Origin of the sequence: Archangium lansingense, from assembly GCF_026626635.1 — a bacterium.
Lineage (GTDB): Bacteria > Myxococcota > Myxococcia > Myxococcales > Myxococcaceae > Archangium > Archangium lansingense.
Map to the genome: position 1 here is coordinate 10407125 of NZ_JAPNKA010000001.1, position 16198 is coordinate 10423322.

A 16198-nucleotide genomic window follows, 5' to 3' on the forward strand; every position below is an offset into this window, starting at 1 on the left:
ACGGCTCCGGACGAAAAGTTGCGGCCTCCCAGGGCTGCTTCAGACTCGTAGTCCCCTGTCGCACCTCAGAGGAGCTCCCCATGACGCCGTCCAGCATCCCCACCCGCCCCGTGGCGCGCTACCACCCGCGCGTGGACGCCAATTGGATGGTGAAGGTGCGCCTGGGCGAGCGCACCGTGCTCGTCAAGGCGCGCGACCTGTCCATGGCGGGCCTGTTCCTTCACGGCCACCCCCCCGACACCACGAAGCAGCTCTCCCTCACGCTGCCGCTGCCCGGCATCGGGGACATCGACACCACGTGCACCATCGTCCGCCGTGAGGCGCATGGCGTGGCGCTCGAGTTCGTGGATCTGGACTGGGACCACTTCCTGCTACTGGCGCGCTACCTCCACCCGCGCCTGCCTTGAGCCGAGCCCGGCGCGCTCAGACCGTCCTGCGCAGCCGGTCCACCAGCGCCATCAGCTCCGCGCCCTTGAAGGGCTTCTGGATGTAGCCGTCCGCCCCCGCCATCGTGGCGCTCTCCATGTCCGACTTCTTGGACTTGGCGGTGAGCATGTACACCGGCACCTTCGACGTCGTGGGATCGCTCTTGAGCATCCGGCACACCGAGATGCCGTCCAGCTGAGGCAGCACCACGTCCATCAGCACGAGTTGGAAGGGGCGGCTCTTGGCCAGCTTCAGACCCTCGATGCCATTGGCCGCACACACCACCTCCACGGCCCCGTCGCTCAACATGGAACGTACGAGCTCCCGGATGACGGGCTCGTCCTCGACCAGGAGGATGTGGAAGGGACTCTGCAGGTTGGCAGCCATGGGACTCACTCGTAGGCGAGCGCCTCCACCACGTTCAGGGTGGCGGCACGACGCGCAGGATACAGCCCGGCCAGGATGGCGCACAGGGTCGATGCAACCCCCATGACCACCGCCAGCTGGACTGGAAATATGTAGGGGAAGCTCCATCCCGTGGCCTGGCCGCCTACCACATCGGTGATGAGGACTCCCATCCAAAGGCCCGCAAGCGCTCCGATGAGTCCTCCTGACAGACCGATGAAGGCAGCCTCTCCCACGAACAGCCGGACGATGTGGGACCGGGCTGCTCCCACCGCCCGCAACAGGCCAATCTCCCGGGTCCGGTCCAGCACCGCCGCCAGCAGCGTGTTGACCACCCCCAGCAGCGCCAGCAGCACCGCCACCACTTCCATCGCATAGGAAACGGAGAAGGCCTCGTCGATCAGCGCCGTGGCCTCCTGACGGAGGTCCGCGTTGCTCAACACGTAAAGCTGATGGCGCTCACCCCACCGCTCGCTGATGGTGCGGCGCAGCTCGTCCAGCCGTGAGCGGTCCGACAGGTACAGCTCGAAGGTGTCTACCCGGTCGTCCTGGAAGTGCTCCTGGTACACCTCGCGCGCCAGGAAGACGACGCCCTGGTCCGAGGTGTAATCCACCGCCACCGCCGCCACCGTGTAGGTACGCGCGCCGGTGGGCGTGGACATCTCGAAGGTGTCCTCCACGTGCAGCTTCCTGCGGCGAGAGAGGTTCTCCGAGATGATGACCCGCCCGGCCAACCGCTCCTCGCGCGTGGGCAGGCGACCCTCGAGGAGCTGGGGCTTGCCATGGCTCTCGTAAATCTCGGGGGTGAGGGAGATGACATACGCGCGCAGCCCGAGCACGTCGTGGGGCAGCACGCGCACCCGGTCCACCTGGGACACCCCGGGCAGCGCCGCGAGCTCCTCCGCCAGCTCCGGTGCCATGGGCTGGTTGCGGCTGCCCGCGATGCGGGCCGCGGAGGTGAGGAAGAGGTCCGCCGGCACTGACTGATCCAACCACCGGTGCGCGGCGGACCGGAACGAGCCCACGAAGCCGGCGATGCACACCGACATGGCCACTCCGATGGCCAGCGCCGACACCGGGACCGCCGTACGCGCGGGCGCTCGCGCGAAGTTGTCCGCCGCCAGCCGGCCACTCACCCCCAGCAGGGCCTCTCCCGGACGATGGTAGACGTGCCAGAGCAGGCGCAGCACCTGCGGCGCCAGCAGCGTGGTCCCCATCAACACGAGGAAGATAGAGATGTAGCCGCCCACGGGCAGGTTCTCCACGGGCACCGGCAGCCACGTGACTGGATAGACGAGCAGCAGGCACCCCACGCCCAGCACCGTGGACTGGTGTGAGCTCCCCACTCCCGCGCCCTGGGCCGCATCGCGGCGCAGCGCCTCCACCGGGAGCACGCTCGAGGCCTGCAACGCCGGCCTCAGGGCGGCGAAGCCACTGCCCAGCACGCCGAGCGCCACGCCCAGCCCCAGCTCCAACGGCCCCACCGTCACATCCCGCGCGTTCACCTGGATGTAGAGGCTGGAGATGGCGCTGGACACCCAGCCGATCGCGGCCCGGCCGACGAGCACCCCCAGCGGCAACCCCAGCACCGTCCCCACTCCGCCCAGCACCAACGCCTCCAGCGTGAAGAGGGAACGGATGCGCAGGCGAGTGGCCCCCAGCGCACGCAGCGTTCCAATCTCCCTCCGCCGCTGCACCACGCTGATGGCGATGGTGTTGTAGACGAGGAACACCCCCACCAGCAGCGCCACCCCGGAGCCCAGGTTCAGCCCCATCTGGAAGCTGCGCACCATGGTGGCCACCGAGCCTCCCCGGCGCGACGGGCGCTCCACCTCGAAGCCTCCGCCCAGGGCCGCTCGCAGACGCTCCGCCACCGCGTCCACGCCCACCTGCGGGTCCACCGCCACGTCGATCCGGTCCAGCGTCCGCTCGCGCCCGAAGGCCGCCTGTGCAGACGCCACATCCATCACGCCCACCGAGCCGCCAAAGGCCTTCACTGGCCCCGCCTCGCGAATGAGCGCGTGCACCACGAAGTCCTGCGGCCCGCTCCCGGTGATGAGCTGGAAGGTGTCCCCCACCTTCAACCCGCGCTCGCGCGCAAAGCGCTCCGAGACCAGCATCCGGTCCGTCGAGTTGAGGAACTCCAAGTCATCCGACAGCGCGCCCAGGTCCTTGTCCACGCCCTCGTACGTGCGGAAGTGGCCGTCATCCAGCAGGTCCACCCCCATCACGTAGAGCCGCTCTCCCGGCGCACCCTGGACCGGGCCAATCACCGTCATCGCCCCCGAGGCATGCGCTACCCCGGGCACCGCCCGCACCTGCTCCAGCACGGACTCGTCAAAGCCCACCTGGGTGCCCGCCACCGTGAGGTCCGCCTTCCCCGCGATGGCATCCACCGTCGAGCGGAACGCGTCCAGCACCGAGCCATTGATGGACATCACCCCCACCATGGTCGCCACACCCACGGCCACGCCCAGCACCGTGAGGCCGGTGCGCAGCGGTGCACCCAGGATGTGACGCAGGGAGACGAGCCGGAGCAGCGAGAGCATGTCCCGGCCACCTTATCCCCTCCGGGATGGGCTGGGGTGCTCGCATGAAGGGCAGGCAGGCGCGTGGATCCAGGCTGGCCGGGGCACTGCCACCCAGCCCCTCCCCGTCGCTTCATTTTCCGCCCCAGGGAGCGTGGTGTAGCGTCGACGCCATCACAGGGGAGGGGCCAGTGAGAATCGCGGCACTACAAGGCTTCACGGGCAACGAGCGTTTCGAGGTCCGGCGAACCCTGGGCGTGGGTGGCTTCGGCATCGTGTGCGAGGCGTTCGACCGGCGGACGGGCTCGGTGGTAGCCCTCAAGACGCTGCACCAGGCCGCCCCCGGAGCGCTCTACCGCTTCAAGCAGGAGTTCCGCCTGCTCACGGAGCTCGCCCACCCGAACCTCGTCACCCTCTACGAGCTGTTCTCCGAGGGCTCCACCTGGTTCTTCACCATGGAGCTCATCGAGGGCCACGCCTTCCTCGACTACCTATGGCTACGAGCCTCGGCGGAGAGCATGACGCACTCGTCACCCGACGAGGACACCGCCACCAGCCCGCTGCGGCACCCCGCGGCGCCCCCGCCCGGCATGCCCGCCTACGGGACCTCCCTGCCCGCCGCCTCCGCCCCCAGCTCCGAGACGAAGCAGAGCGACGGCTCGAGCAACTCGTCGCCGGACGAGAACACCGCCACCAGTCTCAACGCCGCCACCACCGGCTCTCAGGCTCCCGTCGTCCCAACCGCTCCCACCCGCACCGTCGACGCCGAGCGCCTCCGCCAGGTGTTCCGGGAGCTCGTCCAGGGCCTGCGCGCACTCCACGCCTCCGGCCTCATCCACCGCGACCTCAAGCCCTCCAACGTCCGCGTCACGCCCCAGGGCCGCGTGGTCATCCTCGACTTCGGGCTCGCCAAGCCGCTGATGTACCCCTCCGCCGTCATGGGCTCCCCCGAGCCCCTCGCCGGCTCGCCCCCGTACATGGCCCCAGAGCAGTGGGCGCTCCAGCCCTCCACCGAGGCCACTGACTGGTACTCGGTGGGCGTCATGCTCTACGAGGCCCTCACCGGGCAGCGGCCCTTCTCCGGTCAGATGCACGAGATGCGGCAGACCCAGCGGCGCGGTGTTCCCCCTATCTCGCTCTTCGTGGTGGACGCGCCCGCGGACCTCGTCTCCCTGTGCGAGGAACTGCTCCGCGAGGACCCCGCCGCGCGCCCCTCTGGAGCCGAGGTCGTGCGCCGACTCGGGGGAAGCACCCCGGAGGCACCGGCCCCCACCTCTCGCGAGCTCCGTCTGGTGGGCCGTGAGAAGGAGCTGGCCGCACTGCGCGGTGCTGCCTCGCGGAGCGCCGCGGGCGAAACCGTGCTGGCCCGCGTCCACGGCCTGGCTGGCCTGGGCAAGAGCGCACTGCTCGAGTCCTTCGCCCAGGAGCTGCGCCGCGAGGGACGCGCCCTGGTCGTCTCTGGCCGCTGCTACGAGCGGGAGTCCGTTCCCTATAAGGCCCTCGACAGCCTGATGGACTCGCTCAGCCGCGCCATCTCTCAGCTCCCTCGCGAGCAGGTGCGCGATGTCATCCCGGAGCAGTTTCAGGCTCTCGCCCGCCTCTTCCCCGTCCTCCGGCTGAACGAGGACTTGCTGCCGCAGGAGCACGCGGAACCCCTTCCGGAGGATCCCCTCCTGGCTCGTGCCCTCGCCGTGCGCGTGTCGAAGGAACTGCTGCGGCGACTCGCCCAGCACCAGCCGCTGGTGCTGCTGCTGGATGATCTCCAGTGGGGCGACCTGGACAGCGCCCGCTTCCTCGCGGAGCTGCTGTCGCCGCCGTCCGCACCGCCGCTGCTGCTGGTGCTCAGCTACCGGAGCGACGAGGCCGCAGACAGTCCGTGCCTGGAGGCGCTGCGACAACTGTTGGAGCCGCTGTCCTGGACGGTGCCGCCCGTGGAGGTAGCGCTTCCGCCCCTCTCACCGGAGGAGTCCGCGCGCCTCGCCCTGGAGCGGCTGGGCGTGGAGGACGCCGGGACACGCGCCCAGGCCGAGCGCATCGCGCGTGAAGCCGGGGGCAGCCCACTGCTGACCGAGGAGTTCGTGCGCTACGTCACTTTGGACGGTGAGCGCGCCAACTCGGGAGAGCTGTCGCTGGGCCGAGTCATCGACGCGCGTGTCCACCAGTTGCCCGAGGACGCACGCCAGCTCCTCGAGCTCCTGGCGGTGGCCGGCCATCCCCTGGAGCAGACGCTCGCGCTGGACGCGGCTCGGCCCTTGAAGGCCGCGCTGTCGTCGCTCGCCCTGCTGCGCTCCACCCACCTGCTGCGCACCCGCGCGACCCCCGGCGGCGTGGACCTGGAGGTGAGCCATGACCGCATTCGCGAGCGGCTCGTGGAGACGCTCCAGGCCCCGGCTGTCCAGGGTCACCACCGCCGGCTCGCCGAGGTGCTCGAAGCCCTGCCCCAGACAGATCCAGAGCGGCTCGCGCTGCACCTGCACGGAGCGGGCGAGCTCGTGCGGGCGTCCCTCTACGCACTCAGCGCCGCCGAGCGCGCCCGCGAGGCACTGGCGTTCACCCGGGCCGCGGAGCTGTATGGTTTCGCCCTCGAGTGGAGCCAGGGCACACCCGTCTCCGGCCTCCCTCCCCGCCACGAGCTGGAGCGGGCCCGGGCGGAAGTCCTCGTGCTCGCCGGCCACGGCACCGCGGCGGCCCCCATCTTCCTGCGCCTCGCCGAGAGCGCCCCCGCTGGCGAGCGGTTGCAGCTCCAGTGCCGCGCCATCGAACATTATCTGGAGGGGGGACGGCTCGACGACGGTCTCGCGCTGCTGGGACCGGTGCTCGAGCGGCTCGGCCTGAGCTACCCGAGCTCCACCGCAAGGACACTGCTGGAGGTCGTCTGGCTGCTGGCCCGGCTCAAGCTGCGCGGCATCGGCTTCACCGAGCGGGCCGAGTCCGAGGTGCCGCCCGTGGAGCTCCAGCGCGTCGACCTGCTCTGGGCGCTCGGGCGCTCGCTGTTCAACGTGGAGCCCACGCGCGGCATGCTCTTCCTGCTGCGAGGCCTGCTGCTGGCGCTCGACGTGGGGGAGCCCCATCGCGTGGCGCGCCCGTTGATCGCTTTCGGCGGGAACTGGCTGTTCCAGGGTTCCAAGAGCGCGCTGGAGTCGGGCACGCGCGACCTCGAGCGAGGCGTGGAGCTCGCCCGGCGGCTGAATTCGCCAGACCTGCTCGGCCTGACGGACATCTTCAACAGCGTGCGCTCGTTGACCGTGGGCAACTGGGCCGAGGCGCTCGAGCGCGCGGATGAAGGCCTGGAGCGGATGCGCAAGAGCCACCGGGATGCCCTCTGGGAGGGCAGCATGGCGCGCACGGTGGTGATGATCACCCTGGAAGCCACGCACCGGATGGGAGAGCTGCGCGAGCGCGGCGCGGAGTGGTACCGCGTGGCCGTGGAACAGGGCAACGTGTACTCGCAGATGACGGCGCTGCTGGGCACCGGCCTGGGGCTGCTCGCCACCGGAGACGCGGAGGGCGCCCGCCAACGCCTGCGTGAGGCCGTCGCTGCCTGGCCGCGCACGGGCACCATCCATCACATCACCGTCTTCATCGTGGAGGCCTGGGCGGACCTCTACCAGGGACAGCACGCGCAGGCGTGGCAGCGCATCACCCAGACGTGGCCCCAGGTGAAGTCCGCGCAGCTCCTCCGCGCGCTGGTGGGCCGGATGAAGCTGCATACCCTGCGAGCGTGCGGCGCAATCGCGCACGCGGAGCACAACCCGAGCCTCCGGGAGAAACTGCTCGCGAGCGCCGAGAAGGACGTGGACCTGCTCTCACGCCAGGGGCGGAGCGACGCCGCGGCGATGACGCATCTACTCCGGGCCTGCATCGCCCGTCTCCGAGGGGACCCGGCTGGGACGCGCTCCCACCTGTCCACGGCCATCGAGGGCTTCGAGACCGCGGGCATGGCGGTCCACGCGGCCATCGCCCGCCACCATCAGGGAGGACTCATCGGCGGAGACGAGGGCCGCGCACTCGTGGAAGCGGCGCATGCGGTGATGACGGCGAACGGCATCACCGAGCCCGCGCGCTGGGCCGCCACCTTCGCTCCTGGTTTCACGGGCCGGTGAATCCGATGAACTGGCTCGCGCTGCTGTCCCTGTCCTCGCTCGCACTGGCCGCCGCGGACTCCGCATCCGTGGACGGTGGCCCCCCCGTCCCCTACGCCACCCGGCCCGACCTGAAGAGCGCGCCCATGGGCTTCTATGAGACCGGGCTCGCCCTGGCGGACATCAACCGCGATGGCTACCCGGATCTCATCACCGCGAGCGGAAACGACGATGGGCTCCAGCCGCTCGCCGTCTACCTGAACACCCGGCGGGACAACTTCTTCAACCCGATGCAGCGTCCGGACTGGCTCTCCGCGGACCTGGACGCCCACATGAACCTCGCCGTGGGAGACATCAACGGCGATGGATGGCTGGATGTCGCGGTGTCCACCTTCGCCCCGCCCTACGGCAGCGGCGGCGTCAAGGTCTACTTCAACCGGAACGGCACGTTGGAGAAGCTCCCCTCGTTCCGCTCGAAGGATCGCTACAGCTCGTTCGCCTGCGCGCTGGGTGACGCGAACGGGGATGGCAAGTTGGATCTGGCCGCGTCGGACATGTCGCCACCGGGCGGCGGCCCCGCGCGCATCTACTTCAATCGGGGCGGGAGTCTCTCCACCACCCCTGGCTGGCGCTCGAAGCCCGAGGTCTTCGGCGGTGGCATCCTCTTCACGGACGCGCAGCAGGATGGGTTGTTGGACCTGGTGCTCGGCGCGCCCCAGGTGATGGTCTTCCCGGGCACCCTCGGCGCGGACGGTGGCATCTCCCTGCCCACCACGCCCGCGTGGAGCTCCCAGCAGGGAGAGCTGGTGCCCTACCTCTCCGCGGGACCCCTGGGCACTGAGGGCACGTGGACCCTCGTCGTCTCACGCAACAACGTCCAGGCCATCCAGAGCGGCGATGGGGGCACGCCGCCCCGCTACGAGGCCTATGTCCCCGCCCCCGACGCCGGCCAGCCCGTGTGGACGTCCACGCCCATCAACCTCGGCTCCGGGGTGAAGCTGGCGGACGTCAACGGAGATGGCATGACGGATCTGCTCGGAGGTTCCTGGGGCGATCAGTCGCTCACCGGCGGCTTCTTCCAGCTCTACCTGGGCCAGGGCAACGCCTTCTCCTCCCAGCCCGCGCTCACCTCCAGCCCCCTCTCCCGCGGCTTCATCCAGTCCATCGACGCGGCGGATCTGCGCAAGCGCTTCACCTGCCCGGCGTCCTGGAGCACGACCCTCACCCGCCCCCAGGCGGTGGTCACCCTCCCGCTGCCCCTCGTGAGCGGCATCTCGCGGGTGACGCGTAACGGCAAGGTGCTCAGCCCACGCGAGTACACTACCGTCCCGGGCGCGCCGTGGATCTCCTTCGCCAGACGGCTCAAGCCCGGCGAACAGCTCCAGGTCGCCTATACCCACCCCCTCTCGGTGGACGTCGTCATGGCCAACCAGGACTGCCAGCTCGGCGACTACATCTACTCTTCCTACGCCACCGTCCCGGGATGCGGGACCACCTCCAAGGATTGATTCCCATGCTGTTGAAGTTCATCCACGACCTCAAGAATGACGAGAAGGTACAGCGCGCGTTCTCCGAGAACCCCAAGAAGGCGATGAAGCAGGCGGGCCTCTCGGCGCGGCAGCAGTCCGTGTTCAACAGCCGGAATCGCCAGCGGATCCTCAACGCGATGCTGGACGAGCTGAGCCAGTCCCCCATCATCGGAACCTGGGTCTACCCGGACATCAACCTCCTCAGCATCAAGCCCTCGTCGGGCAGCCAGGGTCAGACGCTCCAGGTGACGCTCACCGGGCAGTGGTTCACGGTGCCGATGACGGCCAACATCGAGAACAACACCCAGAAGGTGCCCATCACCATCCAGAGCGTGACGGGAGCCGGCGAGGAGAAGAGCCAGGCCGCGGGCTCACTGGTGCTCCCCGCGAGCCTTCCGACGGGTCCGTACACCGTGCGCGTCACCTCCGACACGAAGACGAGCTCCACGCTCAGCATGGGCTTCACGGTGAAGGCGAGCAGCGAAAGCAAGACCCCGGCCGGCACGAAGAAGGCCCCAGCCAGCAAGACCTCCGGCGCGAAGAAGACTCCGACGCGCGGAGCCCGGGGCAAGACTCCGAAGAAGTAGGCCCACCGCCCCCGGAGACCTTTCGTGGTTCCCTCGGTCCCGAAGACGTTCGCCTGGATGGCACCGCGCGTCCCCGAGGTGCTCGTTCCCCGGCGAACGATGGCTCGATTCGAGCCCCTCATGCACCGGCTCCCCTCGCTGCGCGACTTCTCCTTCGAGTGCCGGTTGGACGCGGGGGCCTCTCGAGTGGACTTCCTCGGGACCGTCACGCCCGCCTGGGGCGGAGAGGAGCTGGCACAGGAGGCAGATGCACCTCCTCCCGAGCGCTCCGGCCCCATCTGGGACGGCGTCCGCGCGCTCTGCGCGGAGTGGGCTCCGAAACAGGGCCCGCTCCACGCGGCGGTTCCCTGCATCTGGCTGGAGTTCGACCATGACCGGCCCGCACCGCATGAGCCGTTGCCCTTCACCACCGTGTGCGTGCAGCCCGACTATGCCCACCGCCGCCTGGTACGGGGCGCGCTGCCCAGGGCGCATCCCATCCGCCAGACCGTGTGGCGCTCGCTGGAGCTGCTCGGGCAAGGTCCGCTGGAACCAGAAGTCCGCCGCGCCCTGGCGCGCTGCTTCGAGGAGATTCCCGCCGGGGCCGCGCTGTTGCACGTCGCCCCCACCTATGCACGAGGCACACGCACCTTCCGGCTGGTGCTGACGACTCCCTCCCGGAAGGTGGGAGCATACCTCTCGCGCCTCGGCTGGCCGGGCAGGCGCACCGACGTGAAGCGCATGCTCGAACCCTTCCAGGCCACCAGCGAGGTGGAGCTCTACCTCGACGTGGCGGACAGCGTCCTGTCCTCGGTGGGCATCGGCTGCGGGTTGCTGGCGCCGGATGAGCCGAGGATTCCCTTCCTCTTCAGCCGCCTCATCGAGTGGGGCATCTGCACGCCGGAGAAGCGCGAGGCCGTCGTGGCGTGGCTCGGCGAGGAGAAGCGGGTGCTCCTGCCGGGACTGCGCAACCCGAGCCAGCTCCTGCGCTGGGCGACGATGAAGCTCGTCCACCGCCCCGGGAAGCCGCTCGAGGCGAAGGCCTACCCGGAGTTCCACGTCCGCCCCGTCTATTTCGACTGAAGCGCGTCCGTCCGGGCAAGATGGGCCGCTCCATCACCAGGAGGCTCCCTTGTCCGAGAAGAGTCCCGCGGCCCCCAAATCCCCACTCTCCCGCGCCGCCGACCGCACCCGCGCCACCGAGCAGTCGCAACAGCACCCGCTCAACCCGAACTCGGAGATCCACGGCCACTCGTTGAGCGACCTCGTGGGCCTGCGCCGCCTCGGCGTGCACGTGCTCCGCATCCCTCCCGGCAAGGAGTCCTTCGTCTTCCACTCGCACCAATTGGAAGAGGAGTGGATGTACGTGCTGTCCGGCCGCGGCATCGCCGAGGTCGGCGACGAGCAGCACGAGCTTGGCCCGGGCGACTTCCTCGGCTTCGCCACCCCGTCCGTCGGGCATCACCTGCGCAACCCCTTCTCCGAGGACCTCGTCTACATCTCCGGTGGCGAGCGCCGCGAAATGGAGGTTGCCGACTTCCCGCGTCACAACAAGCGCATGATCCGCGTGGGCCGAAATGTCTCCCTCTGCCCGATCGACCAGTTGGAGACATTCACCATTCCCGAGGGCAATGACTAGCTTCAAGGGGCCATGAACAAGGCCCCCTCGCCCGCTCTCGAGACCTTCCTGCGGCTCCGTGCCTCGTTCTTCGAGCGCTACCTCGAGACCCAGCCCGAGGAGGCCACCACCCTCGGGCTCCACCACCTGGATGACCGGCTCAAGGAGCTCTCCGCCTCCGCCCTGGGCGACGAGTACGCCTTCCACCGCGACGTCCTCGCGCGGCTCGAGCACCTCTCTCCCGAGGAGCTTTCCCCCGAGGCGCAGCTGGATCGGCTGGCGATGCTCGACGTCACCCGCTTCCACGTCCACACCTACGAGGACCTGCGCAGCCACCGGCGGAATGTCGAGCTGTCGACCTATCCGCACACCATGCTGCAGTACCAGATCGGCCAGGCCGAGACGGCCGGGGACTGGGCGGCCATCGCCAGCCGGGCCGCGCGCATCCCCGCCTTCCTCCAGCAGCAGGAGCAGCTGCTCGCCGAGGGCGTTGCCACCCGGGAGGTACCGGACCCGCACATCGTCCAGGACTTCACGGAGGAACAGCTCCCCGTCATCGTGCGGTACTTCGAGCACCTGCCGGCCCTGCCCGGCGCGCACCAGGTGACGCTCTCCGCCTCCGAGGCCCGGCAGCTCCAGCACGCATCCCGCGAGGCCCGACAGGCCTTCGCCGCCCACCGCCAGTTCCTCCTCCAGCACGTCCTGCCCCACGCGAACCCCAACGTCGTGCTCGGTGAGGACGAGTACCGCTGGCGCCTGCGGCACATGTTCGGCATCACCGCCTCTCCCGAGGAGCTGGTGCAGCAAGCCGAGGACGTGCTGAACCGAGCCCAGAGCGCCATCGTCCAGCTCGCCGGCCAGCTCGCCCGAGAGGTTCCCGGTGCACCGTCCACGCTCGCCAACCTGGCGGAGGCCCGAGCACTTCTCACCGGACTCGAGACGGAGCACCCCGACCACGACGAGGACGTCATCCCCCTGTACCGAGCGCTCATTGCTCGCGCCGAGCGCTTCGTCCACGAGCAGGAGCTGTTCAACGTGCCCGAGGGCATCCGGCTAGGCCTCAAGCCGCTTCCCCCGGGCATGGTGGACGTCCGAGGCACCAACTGGCCCGCGCCGCTGATGGATCCACGCAAGGTGGGCTGGTTCGTGCTGGCCCCCATGGCGGCGGCACACCCCACCGTCTGGGCCGCGCTGCTGGCCGTGCACGAGGGCATCCCTGGCCACTTCCTCCAGAGCGTCGCCTGGCAGCGCGGCTTCTCCCAGCACCCCGCCCCGGTCCGCTTCCTCCTGGTGACGGACCACGTGGCCATGGCGCGCGGCCACTTCGGCCCCATGCTCAACATCGAGGGCTACGCCACCTACGCCGAGGAGCGGATGCGGCGCGCGGGCTTCTACACCGCCCCCGAGGCCCTCACGGCACTCGTGGCCCGAGCCCTGCGCGCCGTGCGCGTGGTGGTGGACATCGGCCTGCACACCCGGCGCATGGATGACGAGGAGGCGGTGTACTACCTGGTGCACCGCGCCTGCATGCCGGAGCCCAACGCGCGGCGTGAGGTGCTCCGCTACAAGCGCATCCCCATGCAGGCCATCACCTATCTGCTGGGCGCGCTCGAATTCGAGCGGCTGGAGGAGGACTGCCGGCGCGAGCGCGGGAGCCGCTTCAACGAGGCCGCCTTCCACGACGAGCTCTTCTCGTTCGGCCCGGTGCCGCCCGCGCTCCTGCGGCGCTTCATGCTGACCGGCGCGTGACGTCTGGGAGCCAGCCCACGAAGCGGGTGTCCCCTCCCCGCTTGCCCCGCACGAGGTGCAGCACCCGCTTGAAGAGGGCGTAGACGCGGAAGAAGGCCTCCAGGCCGGCCCGGTCCACCGGGCGCAGAGGACGGGCGCTACAGATGACCTTGGGGTCGGCGCAGCCCGCATCGAGAAAGCCAATCACCCCCACCACCGGTACGCGCAGGCGCTCGCCCCGGCGCAGACGAGGGCCGAGCACCACCACGTCCAGCGGATCTCCATCCCCTGAGCCCAGCCCGGGAATGCAGCCGTAGTTGTAGGGACACGGCAGCGGGGAGATGAAGTCCACGCCTCCGTCCGCGCGCCGCTTCACCACGGAGAAGCGGGGGGATTCGATCAGGACCTCGGGCTCGAGCGGGAGCTCCGGTGGAAGGGAGAACTCGGACACCCTCGCTGTGTAGCACGAAGGGGTTGCTCGCTCGTCCTGCAACCGACGGAACGACTCGCGCTCTGTGTACCCGGGCACGTGGATGCCCTGGGAAAGCTCGCGCTCCCCTGGCTTCCGTACCCGCGCAACCCCACCTCCTTCCGAAGCTGCAAAGGAGGGCGTCGATGAGGCGGGGTTGGGCACTTCTCGGGCTTTTGGCCCTGGCGGCGTGTTCGGGCGTGGACGATGTCTCGGGACAAGGCCAGAACGAGTGCAGGGATGTGGAGGCAGGCGCCCTTCCGGCCCAGCCCGAAGCGAAGAGTGGCCGCGAGTCCTTCCTCGTGCGCTACCGCTCCGGCGCCCGGGTGAGCGCAGCCGCGGTGCAGCGCCTGGGAGGCCAGGTGACGGCCCAGTACCACTTCGTCCCCGCGGTGGCCGCGCGCCTGACACCCGAGGAGCGAGCCCAGCTCGCCGCGCATCCCGACGTGGAGCGCATCGAACCGGACGTGGAGCTGCGGGCGCTCGGCCTGCCCTCGGCGGTGGGCTCCGTGCAGGAGTACACCCACGCGGTGCGGCTCGTTCAGGCCCCGCGCGTGTGGGACGCCAACGAGGACGGCATGCTCGACACGGGAGCGCCCGTGGGCTCGGGCATCCGGGTGTGCGTCATCGACAGCGGGTTGGATCGGCGGCACCCCGAGCTGTCCATCCCCTACGCGGGCGGCTACGACTTCGTGGACGAGGACGAGGACCCGAGCGACGAGACGGATGGCGTGAGGGGCTTTGGCCATGGCACGCACGTGGCGGGCATCATCGCGGCCCAGCTCTCCTCGGGCGGCGTGACTCGCACGGGCATGAACCAGGGTGGCATGGTGGGCGTGGCCCCCGGAGTAGAGCTGCTGATCGCCCGGGTGCTCAACGTGCATGAGACCGCCAGCATCAGCGCCGTGCTCGAGGGGCTCGAGTGGTGCTGGAACAACAACGCCCATATCGCCTCGCTGTCACTCGGGACCTCGATGGACCTGGGAAAAATCGCGCGGGAGGCCTTCCAGACCGCGCACGACAAGGGGATGCTCATCGTCGCGGCCTCGGGAAACGACAGCGGTCTGGGCTACGAGGCGCCCATCAGCTATCCGGCGGCCTACCCGTCCGTGCTGGCCGTTGGGGCCGTGGACATGGACGGCGAGGTCGCCTTCTTCTCCAACCGGGGCAGTGGGCTGAGCCTGGTGGCGCCCGGGGTGGACGTGCTCTCCAGCATCAGCCTGCAAGGGGCTACGGTGTCGGCGCTCGACGTGGAGGGCGAGCCGTACACCTCCCGCTCGCTCTTCTTCTCTCCCGCCGGTGAATACACGGGAGCGCTCGTCGACTGCGGCCAGGGCGAGCCCCACGGCTGCAAAGGCGCCACGTGCGACGGCTTCGTGGCCTACGTGCGGCTGCCGGGCTCCAGGGCCAGCTCCGCCGCGAAGAACGTGATGAAGCAGGGCGCGCGGGCCATCATCTTCGGCATCGACGAATCCGAGAATGAGTCCTGGCTGAAGGCGCTGGATGGACCGGGGCTCAAGTGGGTGCCCTCGCTGGCTGTGGGCCGGGAGTCGCGAGCGACCGTGCTCAAGAACCTGGGCAAGCCGGTGCATGTGAACCTGCGGGGCGTGGACTATGCCGAGTTGCCGGGCACGTCGATGGCCGCGCCTCATGTGTCCGCCGTGGCGGCGCTGGTGTGGAGCGCGCGTCCGAGCCTGACGGCCACCGAGGTGCGCGTGCTGCTGGAGCGCACCGCGAAGGACCTGGGCGATACAGGTCGTGACCCGAGCTACGGCTACGGACTGGTGCAGGCCAAGGCGGCGCTCGACGCGCTCCAGCAGTTGCCGTGATGGGCACAGGCTGACGCTCAGACCCGGCGCCGCCTTCGGTGCCGCCAGCTCTCCCGTCGCCCGCCTCCACTCCGGTGAAGTGCGGGCACTCGTCCATGTTACCCTGGTGCGCTCATGGAGAGTTCAGGCCGAAAGGTGAAGTTCTTGCTCGCGAAGCTCCCAGCGGTCATCTGTCTGGGCATGATGGCGATGCTCCTCGCGTCATGCGGTACGCCCCAACCCGTCATGGCGCCCATTGAAGCCATGTATGCCCAGACGGGGCCATCCGAGGTCACCACCCAGGACATCCAGGACAGCTCGGGCAAGAAGCTCTACAAGCTATACCATCCCAAGGAGCTCACCTCCGGCCATCCCATCATCGTCTGGGGAAATGGGAGCTATGCACTCCCGCCGGATTACGACGGTCTGCTGACCCATCTCGCCACCTGGGGATTCGTCGTCATCAATACCTACTCCAGCTCCACCGGGACGGGAGCGGAGTTGGTGGCAGCGGCTCAATACATGGCCGAGCAGAACGACACCCCGAGCAGCACCTTCCACGGAAGGCTCGATCCCACCCGGCTGGGCGTCGCGGGCCATTCCCAGGGCTCCACCGGCGCCATCAACGCCCATACCCATTTCGCCGCTGGAGCGCTCATCAAGACCGTCGTCTCCATCGCGCTCCCCGCGCTCCACTGGTGCGAGCCGGAAGACGTCTATGAGACCTCGAGGATCGCGGTTCCGTTCTTCATCATGGGAGGAACGGGCGATGGGCTCATCTCACCGCTCTCGAGCAACAAGCTCGCCTACGACAACGCACCGTCCACCCTGCCAGCCGCCATGGCGATGGCCATCGATGCGGACCACAATGCCATTCAAGGAAACGGAAACAATCACAGAGGCTACCTGACCGCCTGGATGTCCTATCAGCTCAAGGATGACCCGGCCGCCAGAGCGGCTTTCGCGGGAGACAACCCCGAAATCATGACCAGCCCCGGGTGGCAGAATGCCTCCACCCGGAATCTGGAGTGAGGGTTGC

12 protein-coding genes are annotated in these 16198 nt (G+C 69.3%); 9 read left to right on the plus strand and 3 right to left on the minus strand.

Features of this window, described 5'->3' with window-relative positions; translation table 11 throughout:
- The first annotated feature begins 80 nt into the window (after positions 1 to 80).
- A complete protein-coding gene (locus OV287_RS41505; RefSeq protein WP_267539570.1) occupies positions 81 to 407 on the plus strand; it encodes a PilZ domain-containing protein in 327 nt (108 codons plus the stop codon).
- A gap of 16 nt (positions 408 to 423) precedes the next feature.
- Here OV287_RS41505 and OV287_RS41510 read toward each other — a convergent pair whose 3' ends face one another.
- Positions 424 to 813, minus strand: coding sequence for a response regulator (locus OV287_RS41510; RefSeq protein ID WP_267539571.1), 390 nt, complete (start codon positions 811 to 813; stop codon positions 424 to 426).
- A gap of 5 nt (positions 814 to 818) precedes the next feature.
- Positions 819 to 3380 (minus strand): ABC transporter permease, encoded by a 2562-nt coding sequence (locus tag OV287_RS41515; RefSeq protein WP_267539572.1) that lies wholly within the window; start codon positions 3378 to 3380, stop codon positions 819 to 821.
- 170 nt (positions 3381 to 3550) lie between these two features.
- Here OV287_RS41515 and OV287_RS41520 point away from each other — a divergent pair, with 170 nt between their 5' ends.
- Genes OV287_RS41520 through OV287_RS41545 form a run of 6 tightly spaced genes read left to right on the plus strand, consistent with a single transcriptional unit; the run spans position 3551 to position 12903 of the window.
- Complete coding sequence (locus OV287_RS41520) at positions 3551 to 7462, plus strand: serine/threonine-protein kinase (RefSeq protein WP_267539573.1); 3912 nt, start codon at positions 3551 to 3553, stop codon at positions 7460 to 7462.
- A gap of 5 nt (positions 7463 to 7467) precedes the next feature.
- On the plus strand, positions 7468 to 8949 hold the full coding sequence (locus tag OV287_RS41525; protein ID WP_267539574.1) for an FG-GAP repeat domain-containing protein: 1482 nt from the start codon (positions 7468 to 7470) through the stop codon (positions 8947 to 8949).
- A gap of 5 nt (positions 8950 to 8954) precedes the next feature.
- Complete coding sequence (locus OV287_RS41530; RefSeq protein WP_267539575.1) at positions 8955 to 9557, plus strand: hypothetical protein; 603 nt, start codon at positions 8955 to 8957, stop codon at positions 9555 to 9557.
- 24 nt (positions 9558 to 9581) lie between these two features.
- A complete protein-coding gene (locus tag OV287_RS41535) occupies positions 9582 to 10619 on the plus strand; it encodes a hypothetical protein (protein WP_267539576.1) in 1038 nt (345 codons plus the stop codon).
- A 49-nt stretch (positions 10620 to 10668) separates the two neighbouring features.
- Entirely contained in the window at positions 10669 to 11175 is a 507-nt protein-coding gene (locus OV287_RS41540; protein WP_267539577.1) for a cupin domain-containing protein, read from the plus strand.
- Between the two features lie 12 nt (positions 11176 to 11187).
- A complete protein-coding gene (locus OV287_RS41545) occupies positions 11188 to 12903 on the plus strand; it encodes a DUF885 domain-containing protein (RefSeq protein WP_267539578.1) in 1716 nt (571 codons plus the stop codon).
- On the opposite strand, the gene OV287_RS41550 is transcribed toward OV287_RS41545, so the two are convergent.
- Positions 12884 to 13333 carry an inorganic diphosphatase gene (locus OV287_RS41550; protein WP_267542522.1) on the minus strand — a complete coding sequence of 150 codons (450 nt, stop codon included), beginning with the start codon at positions 13331 to 13333 and terminating at the stop codon, positions 12884 to 12886. The two genes, OV287_RS41545 and OV287_RS41550, sit on opposite strands and share 20 nt — an antisense overlap.
- Before the next feature lie 164 nt (positions 13334 to 13497).
- Here OV287_RS41550 and OV287_RS41555 point away from each other — a divergent pair, with 164 nt between their 5' ends.
- Entirely contained in the window at positions 13498 to 15180 is a 1683-nt protein-coding gene (locus OV287_RS41555) for a S8 family serine peptidase (RefSeq protein WP_267539579.1), read from the plus strand.
- Positions 15181 to 15315: 135 nt separating this feature from the next.
- The gene (locus tag OV287_RS41560; protein WP_267539580.1) at positions 15316 to 16191 is read left to right on the plus strand and encodes a poly(ethylene terephthalate) hydrolase family protein; all 876 of its coding nucleotides are present in this window, start codon (positions 15316 to 15318) and stop codon (positions 16189 to 16191) included.
- The last annotated feature ends 7 nt before the right edge of the window (positions 16192 to 16198 follow it).